This is a genomic window from Rhodoferax ferrireducens T118 (genome assembly GCF_000013605.1).
GTDB lineage: Bacteria > Pseudomonadota > Gammaproteobacteria > Burkholderiales > Burkholderiaceae_C > Rhodoferax > Rhodoferax ferrireducens.
Genome location: NC_007908.1, coordinates 559104 through 577109, shown reverse-complemented (window position 1 = coordinate 577109; position 18006 = coordinate 559104). Strand labels below are relative to the sequence as shown.

The following is an 18006-nucleotide window of genomic DNA, read 5'->3' as shown; positions in this document are numbered from 1 at the left end:
CGTCAAACCATCAAGTCATCTGCGCCGCCACCAATCACGATGGTGCCTTCATCGGCCAGACGGCGCACCGTCTTCAGGATTTCTTTCTGCTGGGCCTCCACCTCGGACAGGCGCATGGGGCCGCGCGACTCCAGGTCTTCGCGCAGCGCCTCGGCCGCGCGAGTCGACATATTGGCCAGAAACTTCTCTTTCAGCTCGGGCTGGGCACCTTTCAGGGCGACGATCAGCACGTCGGAAGACACTTCCTTCAGCACCGTCTGGATCGCCTTGTCGTCGAGCTTCATGACATCGTCAAAGACAAACATCTTGTCCATGATCTTCTGCGCCAGGTCCGGGTCATGGTTGCGGATCGATTCAATCACCGTGCCTTCGATCGCCGTGCCCATCAGGTTGATCATTTCAGCCGCCGTCTTGACGCCGCCCAGCGACGACTTGCGCACCTTGTCGCCACCGGCTAGCACCTGGAACAGCACCTCGTTCAAATCCTTCAAGGCAGACGGCTGAATGCCCTCCATGGTGGCCACACGCAGCATCACCTCGTTGCGCTGGCGCTCGGCAAAAAACTTCAATACATCGGCGGCCTGGTCAAAGTCCAGATGAACCAGAATGGCCGCCACAATTTGCGGATGCTCATTGCGCAAGAGCTCAGCCACGGACGAAGGGTCCATCCATTTCAGACTCTCGATGCCGGAGACATCACCGCCCTGCAAAATGCGGTCAATCAGCAAGGCCGCCTTATCGTCCCCGAGCGCGCGCTTCAGGACCGAACGAACATAGTCGCCTGAATTTGACACCAGCAGGCTCTGGGCGGCGGCCACGCCGGTAAAACGGTCCACCACCTCATCCACCCGCTCGCGCGTGATGGCCTTGGTTTTGGCAATCGCCTCACCCAATTTTTGCACTTCTTTGGGCGACAGATGCTTGAACACCTCCGAGGCCTCCGCCTCGCCCAGCGACATCATGAGGATGGCCGCGTCTTGTAGTCCGTCTGTTTGATTCATCTTGTGATCCCAACCGGGCCCCATCAGGCCGGCGCCTCACCATTGATCCAGGTCTTGACGATATTGGCCACCGCCGCCGGGTTGTCGCGCGTCAACTTGCGGGCATCATCCAAGGCCAGTTCACCGCTGGTGGGGCCGGCAAGCTCACTGCTTCTGGCGGGGGCCGCCAACTGCGCCCGCTCTGGCGCCTCGGACTCAATCGCATTCAACTGGTGGGATGAAGCCGAGATTCTCGGCTGCGACTGTGCCAAGGTCTTGAGCGCCGGGCGAATCACCCCGAGCAGCACCAAAGCGCCGAACAACAAAGTGCCCAGTGGCCAGGCCAAGCTGCGCGCCAAATCCTGAATTTCGGACTGCTTCCAGAATGGCAAGTCCACAGGCACCACTCTTTCCGTGGTGAACGGCGCATTCATCAGGTTCACCGAATCGCCCCGCTCTTTGTTGAAGCCGACGGTTTCGCGTACCAAGGCCGTCATTTGCTCGATCTGCTGCGCGCTCAAAGGCGTGGTGGTGGTTTTGCCTTTGGCATCGGTCACCGACTGGTGGTTGACCACCACGGCGGCACTGATGCGCTTGACGATGCCGGTGCCGCCGCGCACGACCTTGACCGTCTTGTCCACCTCGTAGTTGATGATGGATTCACGTCGACCCCCGGCACCGGCACTGGCGCCGGCACCCGCCGCGGTCAAGGTTTGTGGTGCACCGTTGATGGGCGCCGAAGACGGTCCGGGCGGCTTGTTGCTGGTCGCACCCGGTACCCCCGAAGGAGGCCCACTGATGCCACTGCCGTTGCTGCTCTCGGATACCTGCTGGCTGCGAATCGCGCTTGAATCGGGCGTCTGATTGGGCTTGTGCGACTCCGAGGTGGATTCAGTCTGTGAGAAATCAAGCTCGGCCGTCACCTGCGCTCGCGCGTTGCCCCGGCCCACGACCGGCTCCAGAATGTCCAGAATACGGCGACTGTAGAGCTGCTCGAGTTGCTGCACATACTGCAACTGCTGTGCGTCGCCACCACCGGCGCCGTCCGCGCCCTCGGGCGGGGTCGACAGCAACTTGCCGGAATCGTCGAGCACGCTCACAGCGCTGGCGTTCATCTCGGGCACACTGGACGACACCAGATGCACGATGCCCGCCAACTGCGCCCGGTCCAGCGTGCGCCCGGCGTTCAGACTGACCAGCACCGAGGCCGACGGCTTTTGCTGCTCACGAAAGAATCCGTTTTGATTCGGCAAGGCCAAATGAACGCGGGCGCTCTGCACCGAGGACAGCGCCTGGATCGAGCGCGTCAGCTCACCCTCCAGGCCGCGCTGAAACGCCAGCCGCTCCTGAAATTGCGTCATGCCAAAACGGTTGGCATCCATCGTCTCGAAGCCGGCGACCGCCCCCTTGGGCAAGCCCTGCGAGGCAAGTCGCAAACGCGTGTCATAAACCTTGTCGGCCGGCACCAGGATCGCGCCCCCGCCATCGGCATACTTGTACGGAACGTTCATGGTTGTCAACTGGGCCACGATGGCGCCGCCGTCTTTGTCAGCCAGATTGGCATACAAGACGCGCCACTCGGCCTGGCGCCCCATCATCAGCCCGATGATGCCAATGGCAACAAACACGACCAGCCCCAAGCCCATGCGCAGCCGCTGACCTTGGTCCAGACCGGAAAAACGCTGTGACAGCGTGGGGTTGATAGCGATGGCGGGGGCGGCAGACATAGGGTTTCCAAGGGTTTCCAGGTCAGTGTGGGGCAATTTTGCACCACCGATGCTGACGATTATTCGACCCGGCTGCGAAAACATTAGCTCGATAAGCCGCGTTTTTACCCCTTACTTCAAATTAATGTTTTGCCAGCCCCGCCCTAGCATCACTCAACTCTCAATTTATCAGGCAAGACGGCCCCATGGAACTCCGACTCTCCCCCACCACCATGCCGACGACGGTGCGCCCCACGCTGGCACCACGCCTGTCATCCAGCCAGGTGACGGGCGGCGCCGACGGCGGCTTCTCCGGCGCACTCAAAAGCGCCCTCAGTTCGGTCAGCGCGGCGCAAAACGACGCCACCCGCTTGCAGCGCGAAGTGCAAATGGAAAACCCCAATGTCAGCCTGGAAGAAACCATGGTGGCGATCCAAAAAGCGCAAATCGGCTTTCAGGCCACGCTGCATGTGCGCAACCGCATGGTGCAGGCCTATACCGACATCATGAACATGCAGGTGTGACGCTTATTTTGAAGCACCCGCCGTCAAACGAAGGATTTAAGTAAAATCAGCCTCTAGCCCCCGTGAATACTGAGTAATAAGCTATTAATTCAATAGCAAATCAGCACGAACACCGGCCTCCTCACGCCAGGCTCAGATCCTGCCCCGTGAGCCGTTTGACCAGCCCTTGCGCCAAACGATTGACGATGCCATAAATGGACAATTGGGGGTTGGCGCCAATGCTGGTCGGGAAGATCGACCCGTCATGAATGGACAGATTGTCCAACTGCCAATGCACGCCGTCCGGGCGCGTCACGCCCAGGGCCTCCGTGCCGGCCAGGCCGCAGCCGCCCATCACATGGGCACTCACCACCTTGGTCAGCAGCGGCTGCATGGACAGTGCCGCTACCGCCTGCCGGCCCTCGGTCCAGTTGTTGCAGGGCCGGGCCGACTCGTGCATCGGCAACACCTGCCGGGCACCGGCGGCAAACTGGATTTCCATCATGGCCAGCAGGGCACGCCGCGCCCCGGCCATGACAAAGTCAGTCAGCGGGTAGTCCAGCTCGGGCGACCCGTCGCCCCGCAGCTTGACCTGGCCGCCCGCCGCTTCTTCATGGAATCCGTCGCGCAGCAGCGCCAGCAGGACATGGGTGTGGGGAAACTGCGCCAGCATCGCGGCCTGCTCCTGGCCACAACCGAACACCGTGGAGGCAAAGATGACCGGGTGCAGCGGCGGCGCTTCGAGCTTGAAGCCAATCGGACCGTCAATCGGCTGGGTGCCGAGAAAATGGTCGGTATAGATGGTTTGCGGTGCGCCGGCCCAAGCCTGCACCTTCTGACTCATGATCGCCGCCGACATCACCACCGGATGCAAGAAGGTGCGCCGACCCAGGCGCCCGTGCGGATCGGGCGCGTTGGAGCGCAGCAGCAAGGCCGCCGAGTTGATCGCGCCAGCCGCCAGTACAAAATGCTTCGCTACTATTGTTGTAGCGTTAACACCTGATTCGACGGGGGCACCATTGGGTTTAACTGCAATGCAACGGACCGACCGCAGGCGCCCATTGACCAGTTCGAACTGTTCGGCCCGGGTTTCCACCAGCAGCGTGGCGCCCAAGTCCAGCGCAGCGGGAATCGTGGTCACCAGCATCGACTGCTTGGCATTGGTCGGGCAGCCCATGCCGCAGGAGCCCAGGTTCCAGCAGCCCTTGACGTTACGGGCAATCGCCGCCGCCGGGATGCCGAGCCTGGCCGCACCGCGGCGCAACAAGTCGTTGTTTTCATTCGGCGCGACCAGCCATGGACCCATGTTGAGCCGGGTCTCGGCCTGCTGGAAATAGGGCGCCAGGGCATCGTTGGTGTAGTCAGGCAGCGCAAACTTCTGCTGCCAATAACTCAAGGTATCCAGCGGCGTTCGAAATGAGCTGGTCCAGTTGACGGTGGTGGAGCCACCCACGCAGCGCCCCTGCAAAATCGTGACGCCCTTATCAGAGGTTTTGCGGCCGGCACTCTCCTGGTACAGCGCGGGGTAGGCTTCTGCCTCCTTCTGGTTGAAGTCGCTGCTGCTCTTGAGCGGCCCCTCTTCAATGATCACGACCCGCAAACCCGCGCGCGCCAGCAGCTCGGCGCTAATACCGGCGCCGGCGCCCGAGCCGATGATGGCCACATCGCAGACCATTTTTTCGGGCCGTGCGCCGTGCGCGCCGCCCAGCACCTTCCAGCCACGCTTTAATCCGTCGCGGATCGGATCCTGCAAACTGCTCATGACTAAGTGGCGCCTCGGTAAGGGGGTTGATTCAAATTGTCAAAGGGCCGGGATAACCCAGCGTGGGCCAGGTGCTGGCATCCGAAAAATAGGCCGCACCAACGATGTCATGCAAGGCCTGGTAGCTTTGCAGGCGCAAGCCCAAGCGCGAGCTGCGCATCGACTGCAAGGCTTGCTGCACCTCGGCGACGCTGGCACTGCGCCAATCGGGCGCCAGCCCCGCCAGCGTGCGCCTTCCGAGCCCGGTGCCCAGGAGCCCGAGCAGTTGCGACAGCTCGGCTTGCGCATGGGGCGGCAAGGCCTGCACCAGCGCATCAATGCGCGGCACCAGGCCCGTCAGCGCCGCCTGGGCTTGCGCCGGTTCTGTGGGCAGGGTGCTATCAAGAATGGCGCGCGCCACGCTGGTGAACACGTCCTGCGCACCCGGCGTCAAGCGCCCTTGCCTCAAGCCGGGTTGCAACAAGGCGGTCGCACCCCCCGCCAAAATCAGCACCGTGGCCGATACGGCACCCAATTTGAGCCAGGTTCTTCTTTGCATCAAGGGAATATCGCATGCAAAAGCGCACTATTTCTAGAGCCTGGCACCTAGGTAGACTCAGGGTTTATATGGAAGCCACCAACATCATCCGCGACGCCGTCAGCCGCGTCACCGCACTGCGTCAAAGTGCCACCGACAAGCCCGAGCTGGCGCAGGCCATCAGCGAGGTCAAGCGACTGCAGGCCCGACGCTTTGCCGGTACTTATGTCGATCTGCTGCGCACCGAACAGTACCAGCCAGCCGCCCTGTTCTTTCTGGAGGAGCTGTACAGCGAGAAAGATTACACCTTGCGCGATGCGCAATTTGCGCGCATTGCCAGCGGCCTGGAGCGGCTGTTCCCGCAGCAGGTGGTGCAGACCGCCGTTTCGATGGCGCGCCTGCATCATCTGACGGAAGAGCTCGATCTGGCCATGGCCCTGTGCTGGCTGAACCATGGCGAACTGGGCGAGGTCGCGCGCTACGTGGCCGCCTGGCGCAGCGTTGGCCGTCGTGCGGACCGCGACATTCAACTGGCAACGGTGTTGGAGGTTGGCCAGGAACTCGACCGCCTGACGCGCACCCCTGGCCTGCGCATGATGCTGAAAATGATGCGCGGCCCGGCGCGCATGATGGGACTCAGTGCGCTGCAACAATTTCTGGAATCAGGCTTTGACACCTTCGCCGCCATGGGGCGCAAGGGCGAGGGTGCGTCCTATTTTCTCGACACCGTCCGCCAGCGCGAAGCCGGCCTGATCGAGCGGCTGTTTCAGGCCAGTGCTGTCGCGTGCGAGACCGAAATCACCCGGATACTGGGGCAAGCCCTGTAAGGCGGGCGGCCACTCTGGCTCAAAATCAGAGCCAAGGAGAAACCGCATGGAAAAAATCTGGCTCAAGAGCTACCCCCCCGGTGTCCCGCATGACGTCAACCCGGAACAATACCAATCATTGACACAGCTGCTGGAAGAATCCTTCCGCAAGAACGCCAGCAGCCGCTTCGCCGTGTGCATGGAGAGCTGGATGACCTATGGCCAGCTTGATCAGCTCTCAAGCGCGCTGGGCGCCTGGCTGCACAGCCTGGGCCTGGCGCCGGACGCGCGGGTTGCCATCATGCTGCCCAATATCCCGCAGTTTCCGGTGACGATGGCCGGCGTCTTGCGCGGCGGCTACACCTGTGTCAACGTGAACCCGCTGTACACCGCGCGCGAGTTGCAGCACCAGTTGAACGACTCCGGCGCGAGCGTGATTGTGGTGCTGGAGAACTTTGTCGCCACCCTGGCCGAAGTGATTGACCAGACCCCGATCCAGCATGTGGTGGTGGCTTCCATGGGCGACTTGCTGGGCTTTTGGTACGGCCAGTGGATCACGTTTGCCGTGCGCCACCTCGCCAAAATGGTACCCCCTTACAAACTGACGCTGACCGAGGGCCGCACCGCCACCTCGTTCAAGCAGGCCATCGCCAAGGGCGCCGCCCTGCCCTTCAGGTCGGCGCCGAGCACGCTCGATTCCATCGCATTCTTGCAGTACACCGGCGGCACCACGGGCCTGAGCAAAGGCGCCGTGCTGACGCACCGCAACATCGTGGCGGCGGTCTTGCAGGCCGAGGCCTGGTTCAACCCGGCGCTCTCGCGTATCGGCGACGTCCGCCACGTCAACAGCATTGCCGCGCTGCCGCTGTACCACATCTTTGCGCTGACGCTGTCGCTGCTGGCCATCCGCTGGGGGGCGCAGCTGACCCTGATTCCGAACCCGCGCGATTTTGGCGGCTTCATCGAGACGCTCAAAAAGCGCCCGTTCCATTTGTTGCCGGGTGTCAACACCTTGTTCAACGCCCTGCTGGCGCAGCCGCAATTCAAGACGGTGGATTTTTCCAGTCTCTGCGCGACGCAAGCGGGCGGCATGGCGGCTTCAGAGGGCACCGCCCAGCGCTGGCTGGAGACCACCGGTTGCCCGATGGTCGAAGGCTGGGGCATGAGCGAGACCTGCGCCATTGGCACCAACAACCCGGTGCTGGCTCGGGAGTTTTCGGGCACCATCGGCCTGCCGCTGCCCGGCATTGACATCGCCATCAAGGATGACGAGGGCCAGTCTCTGGCTCAAGGGTCGCCCGGTGAAATCTGCATCCGGGGCCCGAATGTCATGACCGGCTACTACCGCCAGCCCGAAGAGAACCGGCGCGCCTTCACCACCGACGGCTTCCTGCGCACCGGTGATGTCGGCATCATGGACGAGCGCGGTTACACCAAAATTGTGGACCGCAAGAAAGACATGATCCTGGTCAGCGGCTTCAACGTCTTCCCGAGTGAACTCGAAAATGTGATTTCACTGTGCGATGGCGTGCTGGAGTGCGCCGTCATCGGGGTGCCCGACGAGAAGCAAGGCGAAGCCATCAAGGTCTTTGTCGTCAGGGACAACCCGCTGCTGGCCGAGGACGACGTGGCGCGCTATTGCCAGCAGAATCTGACCGGCTATAAACACCCTAAGTACATTGAATTCCGTGACGAACTGCCCAAATCGAATGTCGGCAAGATACTTCGGCGTGAGTTGCGCGTCGGCAAATAGGAAGGGCAACAGCGGCACCGCCCCGCGTAGCCGCTCATTTCACCAGTTGATTGAGTTGAATGATCGGCATCAGCACCGCCAGCACGATCAACATCACCACCACGCCCATGACCACAATCAGCAGCGGCTCCAGAATGGTGGCCAGTTGCATGGCGCGGCGCTGCACCTCGACACTGAGTTGCTTGGCCGCGCGCTGCAGCATGGTGGGCAACTGGCCGGTTTGCTCACCCAGGCGGGCGAACATGGCCAGCAGCCCCGGAAAACGCTTTTTTTGCGCCAGCGCCGAGGCCAGCGGCGCACCTTCGCGCACCAGCACCAAGGCATCGAGCGCGTCGGTGCGCATGGCGCGGTTGGAGAGCGTTTCAGCGGCCGCCTGCAGGGCTTTGAGAATCGGCACCCCGGCGGCGGCCAGCATCGCCAGCGTGCTGGCAAAGCGCGCGGTGTTGTAACTGCGTGAGAGCTTGCCCAGAATCGGCAGATTCAACCAGGCGGCGTCAAATTTTTCACGAAACAAGGCGTTAGCCAGCGCCAGGCGTGCGCCGATAACTCCGAAAATAATAGCAACCAGCATCAGCCAGCCATAACTGCGCACAAAGGCGCTGGTGCCGATCATGATCACCGTCAGCAGCGGCAGGGCGCGCTTGCTGCCCGCAAACACATGGGCCACCTGCGGCACCACATAGGTCACCAAGAACAGCACAATGACAACCGCCACCAGCGACACGATGGCCGGGTACAGCGCCGCGCCTATCAGCTTCGCCTTGAGCGCCTGCTGCTCTTCCAGGTCGTCGGCCAGGCGCTCCAGCACCAGGCCGAGGTTGCCGCTTTGCTCACCGGCGCCGATAACGGCAATAAAAATGGGGGTGAACTCACGCGGATGCTGCGACAAGGCCTTGGCAAAGGTCGCGCCGCCGTTGACTTCAGCGCGCAACAGCGCCACCAGGTGGTGCTCATTGTCGCGCTCGGCCTCATCCGACAGCGAGGTCAGCGCCCGCTCCAGCGGCAGGCCCGAGGACACCAGGCCGGCCAGTTGGCGCGTCCAGATGGCCAGTCCCGTGGCGCTGAAAACCCGCCGCCTCAGACTGCGGCCTGCGCCGGCGCCACCGGCCCCGTCCTGCCCCGCCGCCTGCGCCCCGACCGACTCCACCTTGATCGGCACCATGGCCTGGCCGCGCAGCAGGCTGCGCGCGCCCTTGGCCGAGTCGGCCTCGATCACACCCTTGCGGGTTTCGCCGTCGGCGGTCAGAGCTTCAAAAGAATAAACGGGCATGGCAGTGATGCAAGCTAGTCGCGCGTCACGCGCACCAACTCTTCGCGCGAGGTCAGCCCCAGGCGAACCAGCCGTTCGCCGTCATCACGCATCAGCGTCATGCCACTGGCCAGGGCAGCGGCGCGGATGTCGGCTTCCGCCGCGCGGCCGTGGATCTGGGCGCGAATGGCATCGTCGGTGACCAGCAGTTCGAACACGCCCGAGCGCCCGGCGTAGCCGGTTTGGCCACAGGCGCTGCAGCCGGCACCATGGCAGGTCAGGCACAGCTTGCGCAGCAGGCGCTGGGCCAACACGCCCAGCAAGCTGGAGCTGAGCAAGAACGGCTCGACCCCCATGTCGGTCAAACGGGTGACGGCGCTGGTGGCGTCATTGGTGTGCAGCGTGGCGAGCACCAAATGACCGGTGAGCGAGGCTTGAATTGCAATCTGGGCCGTCTCGAAATCGCGGATTTCACCGATCATGATGATGTCCGGGTCTTGCCGCAAAATGGCACGCAAAGCCTTGGCAAAGGTGAGTTCAATCTTGGCGTTGACCTGGGTCTGGCCGACACCGGCCAACTCGTACTCAATCGGGTCTTCCACCGTCATGATGTTGCTGCGGCTGGCGTCTAACCGGCTCAAGGCGGCGTACAGCGTGGTGGTCTTGCCCGAGCCGGTGGGACCGGTGACCAGCACGATGCCGTGCGGTTGCGTCACCAGATGCTCAAAGCGCTTGAGCACCTCGCCCTGCATGCCGAGCGCTTCCAGACTGAGGCGCCCCTCCGACTTGTCGAGCAGTCGCAACACGGCGCGCTCGCCATGGGCGCTGGGCAGGGTGCTGACACGCACATCAACAGCGCGCGTGCCAATACGCAGCGAGATACGGCCGTCTTGCGGCAGGCGGCGTTCGGCAATATCGAGCTCGGCCATGATCTTCAGGCGCGAGATCAATGCCGCGTGCAGCGCCCGGTTGGGTTGCACCACCTCGCGCAGCGTGCCATCGACCCGAAAGCGCACGCTCGAATGGCGCTCATAGGGCTCGATATGAATGTCACTGGCGCCGTCGCGCGCGGCCTGTGTCAAGAGCGCATTGAGCATGCGAATGATGGGCGCATCGTCCGAGGTCTCCAGCAAGTCTTCAATCGCGGGCAGGTCCTGCATCATGCGCGTAAGGTCAGCGTCGCTCTCGACCTCGCTGACCACCGCCGCGGCACTCGATTCGCCCTGGGCATAGGCGGCGCTGATGCGCTGAATCAGCGCCTGCGCACCGAGCGACTGCAGATGCCGCACCGGGAACTTGCGCATCACTTCGCTCACCGCACTGCCCCCCGAGTCCGGGTGCACGCACAGCGTCAAGTCCCCCGCCTCGTCTTCGAGCAGGAGCTGGTGGGTGCGGGCAAAGGCATAGGGCAGCGGGTAGCGCATGGCGTTGAGCCTCCGGCTCAAAGTTGGGGTTTGGCGGGCGTTGCGCCCAGTGGCTCAGGCGGCTGTAGCCGCTGGACGGCCGGCTGGGAACCCGGCAGCGCGGGCAGTTGCGGCGCCTCGTTGATCGGCACCAACTGGCTAGCCACCGGTTGCGCAGCGTTCATGCCGGAGCGCATCAAGTCGTAGCGATCCATCGACAACTGGTCGCTGGCGTGTGCGTCGCGAACCACCACCGGGCGCAAGAACACCATCAGGTTGGTTTTGTTGCGGGTGCGTGCCTCGCTTTTGAATAGATTGCCGAACAAGGGCACATCACCCAAGCCGGGCACCTTGTCCTGGTTGCCGGAATACTTGTCCTGCAGCAGACCGCCCAGCACCACGATGCTGCCATCGTCGACCAGCACGGTGGACTCGATCGTGCGCTTGGATGTCGTCGGTCCGTTGGCATCCTTTTCAGTGCCGGCCTTGACCGCCGAGGTCTCCTGGTAGATCACCATCTTGACGGTACCGTCCTCGTTGATTTGCGGCTTGACCTTGAGCGTTAGCCCGACGTCCTTGCGCTCCACAGTGGTGAACGGGTTGACCGAAGCGCCACTGGTATTGTTGCTGGTGTAGGAGCCGGTGACAAAGGGCACGTTTTCACCGATCACGATCTTGGCCTCCTCGTTGTCCAGTGTCAGCAAATTGGGCGTGGACAGCACATTGCCGCTGCCGCTGGTCTCCAGAAAATTCGCCAGGAAGCCGAGCACGTAGACCCCGTTGGTGCGCTGAACAGCGCCAAAATTGAGGCCTGCCCCCGGCGCCACGGCGCCGGCACCGGTTGCCAGGTTGATGATGTTCTTGCCGGCAGCGCCAAAGTTGGTGCCCAGCAGGCCAATGACGCCGTCGCCGGCCTTGCCCAACGGGCCCTGCCACTGAATGCCAAATTCGGCCGCCCGGTCGGCGTTCACCTCCACAATCAGGCTCTCCACCAGCACCTGGGCACGTCGTCCATCGAGCCGGTCAATGACCGCACGCAACTGCCGGTACTGCGGCTCGGGCGCCGTGATGATGAGCGAATTGGTCGCCACATCGGCCTGGATTTGTCCGCCGGTGGTGGACTGGGTGGCCGCCACAACCGCCACCGTCGCCGCAGCCGCCACGCCGGGCGCCGCCGCCGCCGGGGCCTGCCCCGTCATGGCCGCGCGCAAGGTGGCGGCCAGTTTGGTGGCGTCGGCATTCTTGAGGTAGACCACATGAATATTGCCCGCCTCGCCATTGAGACCAGGCGCTGCCGGCTGGTCAAGCTTGTCCACCAGCGACTTCACCAGCGCCACGCGGGCCGGGTTGGCGGCGCGCAAGATCAGCGCGTTGGAGCGCGGCTCGGCCACCAGAATGGTCTTGAAAGAGGTATCCGCCTGGCCCGGCGCCGTGCCGGCCGCCGAGGACTCCACCAGCCGCAGCACCAGCGGTGCCAGGTCAGTCGCAATGGCGTGCTTGAGCGGCAAAATCTCGACGTCGGTGGCATTGGACACGTCGACAGCGGCAATGATGCGCGCCATGCGGCGCAGGTTGTCGGCGTAGTCGGTGATGACGAGCGAATTGGTGCCAGGGTTGACGTTGATGGTGTTGTTCGGGCTGATCAGCGGGCGCAACACCGCCACCAGGTTGTTGGCCGACTCGAAGTTGAGCTTGAAGATCTGCGTCGTGATCTGGTTGCCCAGCGCACCACCGATCGCCTCGTCGCTGACCGTCACTGCGCCACTTTGCAGCTTGGCATCGGCCTCGGGCACGACCTTGTACAGGCCGGCCGACTCCACCATGGTGAAGCCCTGCAAGCGCAGTGCCGCCTGGAACTGGTTCATGGCGGCGCGGCGGCTGACCGGCTTGTCAGTGACCAGTGTCAAGGTGCCCTTGACGCGCGGATCCACCACCACATTGGTGCCCGTGATGGTCGCCATGGTGCGCGCAACGGCCTCGATATCGGCGTTGCTGAAGTTCAGGGTAACGGCTTCGCCCGGCTTCGACACGGCGCTGGCCTGTGCCAGTAGGTTTATAGGAAATAGGGCTGTAACCCCCGTCAATATTGCGCAAACAGCTATTGAATAGATAGCATTTTTAGGTTTAATGGGGGCGCGAAGTTTCATACCGATTCAACCTACTTTGATGATGGCGCGGGCGCCGTCGCGCCGACCGATGATATTAAGAAGATTAGACAGCGCGTCCAGCCGCTCCGGCGTGGCGCTGGCGATGCCGTCAAACCGCAGTCTGGCGCCCACCCATTGGCCGGTGCCTGACAATTGTAGAGCCCCCTCGAGGGTGCTCAAACCCAAGGTCGACGTCGCACCCCCGCTCAAAGTGACGCGGTAGCTGCCCATCGGTTTGAGCGTGGACAGGCGCGACGACATGTGCAGGGCATCGAGCTGGGCGCGCCCACTGAGCAACAAGCGCCCCGCCGCCCATTCGGCTGCGAGTCCGTGCGTCGACAAGCTCAACAGACCTTCGGGCTGTACCGTATTCCAGGGGGTTCCGAGTCCGGTCAGCCACTGCGCCGGCCACTGCGACTGGCTGTCGGCCAGCGCCAGCCTGGCCCCGCCCCAGCGGGGTTGCAGGCTTAAGCGCCACGGCTGCTGCATACAACAATCAGCGCTCAGTTCAGCCGCCAGCCCAAGCCAGTTGGGGCGTAGCTGCCACGTCAGGCGCCCGGGCAGGGTGGCCGCATCGATGCTGCCGGCGCCGCCCGTGAGCGTGAGCCGGGCCGAGCCATTCCAGACCGTGCCACGCGCATCACTCAGCAGCACCCGTTCCTGCAAGCCCTGTTGCACCGCGACCGTCAGCCAGCGTGCCGGTGCATTGAGCAACAGCGCCACTGCCAGCCCCAGCAGCGCCCCGGACCAGGCCCAGGACCAGGGTGCCGTGAGTGGCAGTGCGCTGGGTGCGCTGGTTCGAGGTCGGCTTCGGGCTGGCGTTCTCAAGATGGTTGGGCGGCGGAACATGAGGTCGGCGGGTCGGGCGAGTGTGATCTGGACGGTTGACCTGGGTTGGGCGTCTCAGCGCGCGCTCAAGCTCAACACCAGCGTGCCGTTCCAGCCGCCCGGCGCACCGCCCACCACCGCGGCACCGCGCACCAGCCGCGCCTCACTCGGCACGGCGCGCGCTGTCAGGCGCACCTGCGCCAACCATTGCGCCAACGCGTCGGCGGAGATCCCTTTGAAGCTGAGCGTCACACGTTCGCCCGCGACCACCAGTTGCGCCGTGGCGCCCAGCGGTTTGATCGAGGCCTCCAGCAAGCGCCGGGCGTCGGCAAAGCTCAACGGCGGCTGGGCTTGCAACACTTTGGCCTGCGCCTGCAGGCGCTGCATCTGTTGCCACTGGGCGTCCAGCACCAGACGCTGCTGCTGAGCCGCCTTCAAGGTCGCCAGCGCGGGCGCCAGGGCCAGGCTCCACAGCAGGGTCAGCAACACCAATGCCAGCGCGGCCAGCAGCAGGCGTTGCTCGCGGCGCGCCAGCAGGCGCCAGCGCGCTTGCAGCTCGGACAGTAGTTTCATAAGGCAGCCACCTGTTTGATCACCACATTGTCAGCCTCGACGTTGACGGCATAACCTTGCGGTTTGAGTTGGGACGCGATCGCCGTGAGCTGCTCCGCGGTCAGCTTCAAGCCCTTCAGCCGGGCTTCTCCTGCTACATATTCTATAGCTTCCGGCACAGCATTGACGGGGGCTACAGCCCCAAAAGCCCCCAACATGCTTTCCAGGTCGCGGCCCGATGGGGCGCCGCTGGCCTGTTGCAGGGTCGCCACCTCACGCGCCATCTGGGTCGGCGCATCGACCACCACGCGCACCTGGGGAAATGTGGTGGTCAGCACGGCCTGAATGGCCTGGCGCTGGCTGTTGAGCAAGGACTTTTCCTTCCAGGCCCAGGCGTTCAGGCCCGCCAGATTAATGATCAATAGCGCCAGCACGGCCAGCCGGGCGGCACGCCAGCGCGGCGCGCTGAGCAGGCCGCGCGCGGCACCAGCCCAACGCTTCCAGGTTCTGGCGCTCTGGGACGTCACCAGGTCAAACTGGGCCAGATCCCAGGCCGACTGCGCGGCCTGCAACTGGCGCAGGGCACTTTGTTGCAGCGTGACCGGGCGCTGGAACAGCGCTTCAGCCGATGCCACCACGGCGGGCTCGGCCACCACATTTTTTTCTTCCGATCCAGCGAGCAGCGCCATCGCCTCCCGGGACAGGGGCAACACGGCGACGCTGCCTTCGGCGGCGCCCACCAAATAGGCCGCGTCGGCCTCACCCGTCACGTAAAGCGTGTTCGTGAGCGCCTGCGGCGTGAACTCGGGCACGATGCGACTGACCGCCCGCCCGGATTGCTCCAGCACCTGCAAAGCCGCGCGCAACCAGGCTCGCTCGCACACCGCCACCCACACCGGCGCATCGGTGGGCGGCTGGGGCTCCAGCGCAAAATGCAGTTGCTCGGTGTCGTCGAGCAGGCGGTCTTCGAGCAGGCCATCAAGCACCGCGCGTACGCGCAAGGCGCCACCGTCCTGAAACAATCGCCGCCCCAACGTGCCCTTGGGCAACTGCACCTGGTGCCAGGACAGACGCTGCGCGCTCACCAGGGCCACCACCTCGCAGTCGGCTTTGCCCACCAGGGGCAACAGCGCCAGCGGAGCGCGCGACTGCTCGGCCACCGTGCTGCCATCACGGGTCAGCACGTAGTCGTACAAGGCAGCCGCGTCAAGCGGCTCGGCAGGTAGGGTAACGATCAGGGTGGTCATGGGTGCTGGTTGGTGCGTGTCGGCGGTCATTGTAGAGTGGGGGAGCTGCTCGCCACGCGCTGCCGTGACAGTGTTTTGACCTCCAGCCCGTCGCGCTGCACCACAGACACCTCTTGCACCGTCGCCTGGTCGATCCGCAGATCACCGCGCACTTCAAAGAAGCGCGACGACACACTGTGCAGCGCGGCATTGAACTGCACCGAGGTCTTGCCGCTGATTTTGCTCGCATCACTCAAAGTGGCCAGGTGGATGGCGTTGCGCTCGCGCACCAAACGATGGGCGTCGGCCAGGTCAAAACCCTCGACACAGGCATAAATCACTTCTGCCGCAGCGGTGTTGAGGTTCACCGGTGTGCGCACCGGCAAAATCGTGATGAACGGGCGCAACACGGCAATGCTGTGCGCCGACAAGCCAAACCAGGCCAGCTGATCGATCGTTTGTGGCCACAGCGTGATGCTGGCCGCATCGGGTGCATCCAGAGGCGCCGCCGCCACGGCAGCACCGGCGGGTGCGCCCTGCGCCAGTCGCAGCTTGTCCAGCAGCAGGACCAACTCGGTCTCCGGCAGATCCAGCACCTCAAACAGCCGGGTGAAAGCCCGCTCGCTGTCAACGTCGATAGCGCCGTTTTGCACCAGGTTGGCCACGTTCAGGCGCGACTGCAAATCAGTGATCTGGCCCGACAGAAAGGCTTCTTGCGCGGCATCGGCCGCTTGCGTGTCGCTGCGGTCGGCCGCCAGAAAGCTTGACAGCCGCGCCTGCTCCAGCGGCACGGCCCACGGCTCGGCCAGATGGTCGGCGCCGCCTTTGCGGCCATCCTCGCGCAGGATCAGCCGCGCCCAATCCAGCGCGCCGCTCAGTATCCAGGCCGACTGCATGCGGCTGCGCTCGGCGGCCTCCACCTCGACCCCGCGCCATTGCTGCCAGAGCGTGGCCGAGGCCAGTGAGGCCACCAGCACCACGGTCAACATGGCGGTCAGAATGGCGGCGCCGCGCTGCGACTTCATTTGCCGCTCCCCAGCGTGGGACGGACCCAATCGCGCGTCACGCGGCCACTGATGGCTTGGCCGGCCGACAGCGTCAGCTCCAGCCGCACGCCATCGGGGATCAATGCCGCCGTTGCCGCCTGGGCCGCGCCGGAGGCACCGGCGCTGGACAGCGGGTTGCTCCACGCGTTGTCCCGAAAATAAAAGATTTGCCACTGATCGAGCGCCGCCACCCGCACCTCTCGGGTTCTGGCTTCGTCGCTCGGGTTCTGCCCCCACAAGGCGGCCTGCTGCCAGGCCAGTTGCAATTGAGCGCGCGTGGTCAAGGGCGGCGACTGCCAGCGCAGCCACTGACCGGCCCCGTCGATCGTGCGCCGGGACCAAGCCACCACCCGCAGCCCCTCGCCGGGCATCGCGGTGCTGGCGCGCAGGAGGCGCAGGGCGCGCCCGTCCCAGTCCAGGCTCGGGGTATTGGGTTGAGTGGCCAGCGCGTCCAGGTCAGCGCCCCACTGCGCCAGGCCCGCCTGCAAGGTGAGCACATCGTCTGAATGCCGGCGCATTTGCGTCTGCGCTCGCGTCATGCCGTCGAGCCCGCGCCAGCTCAGGGCCGCCATCAGCGCCATCAGGCTGATCGCCACCAGCAGCTCAATCAGCGTGAAGCCTTTGACTCGAAGCCGCGGCAAGCCCGGGTGCGTCATCAGTAGCGCCCCGCCACGGTGGACAAGCGCAGCACGGCGTCGTCGCCCTTGAACACCTGCGCATCGACCCGTCGGAAATTGAAGTTGGGCGTGGGCCGCACCGCCAGCGCCACCGTGAAGACCTCCCCAGCCTGCTCGCAGGCGATGCTGCTGTCGCCGACGTCGGGCAATTGCCTGGCCAGGCGCACCTTGACCAGCTCATTCTCGGCACAGGTCTGGGCCAGCAAGACGTCGGACTGGCGCTGGGCGTTGCGGGTCAAGGCGGCGGTGGCCTGCAAGCCAGCCAGCAGGGCAATGGCCACAATACCAAGCGCCACCAGCACTTCAACCAGGGTAAAGCCGCGCGCACCGTGGCGCTGCGGCTGGCGAGCGCTGTTCACGGCACGCCCGCCAGCACTGCAAAGGGGCGCACGCCGTCGGTGGCCAAGCGCACGCTTTTACCCGGCTGGGTGCGAGACGTCAACTCCACCTGTTGCGGCTCGATGATGGGATCCGGGCCCAACAACAGCGTAAGAGCCGGTGCGGTGGCTGGGCCGTCGGCCACGCGCGTATCCGGATCCAGCCATTGCTCCGGCAAATCGGAATCCGGTTGCGCCGAGGGCGCCAAACCCTCAAAACGGAACCCGGTTGGCGTGGCGCGCCAACGCACCGGCACGCCGCTGACCCGGGAACGTGCGCGCGCCGACTCCAGCAACGCCGCCAGGCGCTCGGCGTCGCGCTCCAGCTGCACCTGTGACGTGTCGCGCATCGCAAAGCCGACACCGGCGGAGGCCATGGCGATGACGGCAACGACTACCAGCAACTCCAGCAGCGTAAAGCCCCGATTCGTACTGGTTTTTGTCATCGCAAGCGAAGACGAATTCAAGACTTTT

17 protein-coding genes are annotated in these 18006 nt (G+C 64.2%); 3 read left to right on the top strand and 14 right to left on the bottom strand.

The genetic code is table 11. The annotated features are described in order from the left end of the window. Nucleotides 1-2: 2 nt before the first annotated feature. Nucleotides 3-1001 carry a flagellar motor switch protein FliG gene (gene fliG, locus RFER_RS02735; protein WP_011462875.1) on the bottom strand — a complete coding sequence of 333 codons (999 nt, stop codon included), beginning with the start codon at nucleotides 999-1001 and terminating at the stop codon, nucleotides 3-5. A 23-nt stretch (nucleotides 1002-1024) separates the two neighbouring features. Further along, nucleotides 1025-2707, bottom strand: a complete 1683-nt coding sequence (gene fliF, locus RFER_RS02730) for a flagellar basal-body MS-ring/collar protein FliF (RefSeq protein ID WP_041791323.1) — start codon at nucleotides 2705-2707, stop codon at nucleotides 1025-1027. A 185-nt stretch (nucleotides 2708-2892) separates the two neighbouring features. On the opposite strand from fliF, the gene fliE reads away from it, so the two are divergent. After that, complete coding sequence (fliE, locus tag RFER_RS02725; protein ID WP_011462873.1) at nucleotides 2893-3210, top strand: flagellar hook-basal body complex protein FliE; 318 nt, start codon at nucleotides 2893-2895, stop codon at nucleotides 3208-3210. A gap of 121 nt (nucleotides 3211-3331) precedes the next feature. Here the strand turns inward: fliE and RFER_RS02720 are convergent, their stop codons facing one another. Both RFER_RS02720 and RFER_RS02715 read right to left on the bottom strand, forming a co-directional pair. Continuing rightward, nucleotides 3332-4951, bottom strand: a complete 1620-nt coding sequence (locus RFER_RS02720) for a GMC family oxidoreductase (protein WP_011462872.1) — start codon at nucleotides 4949-4951, stop codon at nucleotides 3332-3334. Between the two features lie 31 nt (nucleotides 4952-4982). Then, on the bottom strand, nucleotides 4983-5489 hold the full coding sequence (locus tag RFER_RS02715; RefSeq protein ID WP_011462871.1) for a hypothetical protein: 507 nt from the start codon (nucleotides 5487-5489) through the stop codon (nucleotides 4983-4985). 68 nt (nucleotides 5490-5557) lie between these two features. Between RFER_RS02715 and RFER_RS02710 the strand changes: the two genes are divergently transcribed. Together RFER_RS02710 and RFER_RS02705 are read left to right on the top strand one after the other, a co-directional pair. After that, on the top strand, nucleotides 5558-6295 hold the full coding sequence (locus tag RFER_RS02710) for an FFLEELY motif protein (RefSeq protein WP_041790069.1): 738 nt from the start codon (nucleotides 5558-5560) through the stop codon (nucleotides 6293-6295). A 46-nt stretch (nucleotides 6296-6341) separates the two neighbouring features. Then, nucleotides 6342-8027, top strand: coding sequence for an AMP-binding protein (locus tag RFER_RS02705; RefSeq protein ID WP_011462869.1), 1686 nt, complete (start codon nucleotides 6342-6344; stop codon nucleotides 8025-8027). Between the two features lie 34 nt (nucleotides 8028-8061). Here RFER_RS02705 and gspF read toward each other — a convergent pair whose 3' ends face one another. The 10 genes from gspF to RFER_RS02655 are packed head-to-tail and all read right to left on the bottom strand — an operon-like array spanning nucleotide 8062 to nucleotide 17978. Beyond that, entirely contained in the window at nucleotides 8062-9297 is a 1236-nt protein-coding gene (gene gspF / locus RFER_RS02700; RefSeq protein WP_011462868.1) for a type II secretion system inner membrane protein GspF, read from the bottom strand. 14 nt (nucleotides 9298-9311) lie between these two features. Next, the gene (locus tag RFER_RS02695) at nucleotides 9312-10700 is read right to left on the bottom strand and encodes a GspE/PulE family protein (protein ID WP_011462867.1); all 1389 of its coding nucleotides are present in this window, start codon (nucleotides 10698-10700) and stop codon (nucleotides 9312-9314) included. Between the two features lie 17 nt (nucleotides 10701-10717). Beyond that, the gene (gspD, locus tag RFER_RS02690) at nucleotides 10718-12826 is read right to left on the bottom strand and encodes a type II secretion system secretin GspD (RefSeq protein WP_011462866.1); all 2109 of its coding nucleotides are present in this window, start codon (nucleotides 12824-12826) and stop codon (nucleotides 10718-10720) included. Nucleotides 12827-12832: 6 nt separating this feature from the next. Next, nucleotides 12833-13675, bottom strand: coding sequence for a type II secretion system protein N (gene gspN, locus RFER_RS02685; protein ID WP_011462865.1), 843 nt, complete (start codon nucleotides 13673-13675; stop codon nucleotides 12833-12835). Between the two features lie 54 nt (nucleotides 13676-13729). Beyond that, on the bottom strand, nucleotides 13730-14227 hold the full coding sequence (gspM, locus tag RFER_RS02680; protein ID WP_011462864.1) for a type II secretion system protein GspM: 498 nt from the start codon (nucleotides 14225-14227) through the stop codon (nucleotides 13730-13732). After that, nucleotides 14224-15453, bottom strand: a complete 1230-nt coding sequence (gspL, locus tag RFER_RS02675) for a type II secretion system protein GspL (protein WP_041790067.1) — start codon at nucleotides 15451-15453, stop codon at nucleotides 14224-14226. Before gspL ends, gspM begins: the two co-directional genes overlap by 4 nt. A 26-nt stretch (nucleotides 15454-15479) precedes the next feature. Continuing rightward, nucleotides 15480-16457: a type II secretion system minor pseudopilin GspK gene (gene gspK / locus RFER_RS02670; RefSeq protein ID WP_011462862.1), complete on the bottom strand. Its 978-nt coding sequence runs from the start codon at nucleotides 16455-16457 to the stop codon at nucleotides 15480-15482. Then, nucleotides 16454-17134: a PulJ/GspJ family protein gene (locus RFER_RS02665; RefSeq protein WP_011462861.1), complete on the bottom strand. Its 681-nt coding sequence runs from the start codon at nucleotides 17132-17134 to the stop codon at nucleotides 16454-16456. Before RFER_RS02665 ends, gspK begins: the two co-directional genes overlap by 4 nt. Continuing rightward, on the bottom strand, nucleotides 17134-17514 hold the full coding sequence (gspI, locus tag RFER_RS02660) for a type II secretion system minor pseudopilin GspI (protein WP_011462860.1): 381 nt from the start codon (nucleotides 17512-17514) through the stop codon (nucleotides 17134-17136). Before gspI ends, RFER_RS02665 begins: the two co-directional genes overlap by 1 nt. Next, complete coding sequence (locus RFER_RS02655; RefSeq protein ID WP_011462859.1) at nucleotides 17511-17978, bottom strand: GspH/FimT family pseudopilin; 468 nt, start codon at nucleotides 17976-17978, stop codon at nucleotides 17511-17513. Before RFER_RS02655 ends, gspI begins: the two co-directional genes overlap by 4 nt. Between the last annotated feature and the right edge of the window lie 28 nt (nucleotides 17979-18006).

Coding starts and splice junctions, on each gene's coding strand:
- fliG (WP_011462875.1), bottom strand. CDS start 1,001: ATGAATCAAACAGACGGACTACAAGACGCGGCCATCCTCATGATGTCG.
- fliF (WP_041791323.1), bottom strand. CDS start 2,707: ATGTCTGCCGCCCCCGCCATCGCTATCAACCCCACGCTGTCACAGCGT.
- fliE (WP_011462873.1), top strand. CDS start 2,893: ATGGAACTCCGACTCTCCCCCACCACCATGCCGACGACGGTGCGCCCC.
- RFER_RS02720 (WP_011462872.1), bottom strand. CDS start 4,951: ATGAGCAGTTTGCAGGATCCGATCCGCGACGGATTAAAGCGTGGCTGG.
- RFER_RS02715 (WP_011462871.1), bottom strand. CDS start 5,489: ATGCAAAGAAGAACCTGGCTCAAATTGGGTGCCGTATCGGCCACGGTG.
- RFER_RS02710 (WP_041790069.1), top strand. CDS start 5,558: ATGGAAGCCACCAACATCATCCGCGACGCCGTCAGCCGCGTCACCGCA.
- RFER_RS02705 (WP_011462869.1), top strand. CDS start 6,342: ATGGAAAAAATCTGGCTCAAGAGCTACCCCCCCGGTGTCCCGCATGAC.
- gspF (WP_011462868.1), bottom strand. CDS start 9,297: ATGCCCGTTTATTCTTTTGAAGCTCTGACCGCCGACGGCGAAACCCGC.
- RFER_RS02695 (WP_011462867.1), bottom strand. CDS start 10,700: ATGCGCTACCCGCTGCCCTATGCCTTTGCCCGCACCCACCAGCTCCTG.
- gspD (WP_011462866.1), bottom strand. CDS start 12,826: ATGAAACTTCGCGCCCCCATTAAACCTAAAAATGCTATCTATTCAATA.
- gspN (WP_011462865.1), bottom strand. CDS start 13,675: ATGTTCCGCCGCCCAACCATCTTGAGAACGCCAGCCCGAAGCCGACCT.
- gspM (WP_011462864.1), bottom strand. CDS start 14,227: ATGAAACTACTGTCCGAGCTGCAAGCGCGCTGGCGCCTGCTGGCGCGC.
- gspL (WP_041790067.1), bottom strand. CDS start 15,453: ATGACCACCCTGATCGTTACCCTACCTGCCGAGCCGCTTGACGCGGCT.
- gspK (WP_011462862.1), bottom strand. CDS start 16,457: ATGAAGTCGCAGCGCGGCGCCGCCATTCTGACCGCCATGTTGACCGTG.
- RFER_RS02665 (WP_011462861.1), bottom strand. CDS start 17,134: ATGACGCACCCGGGCTTGCCGCGGCTTCGAGTCAAAGGCTTCACGCTG.
- RFER_RS02655 (WP_011462859.1), bottom strand. CDS start 17,978: ATGACAAAAACCAGTACGAATCGGGGCTTTACGCTGCTGGAGTTGCTG.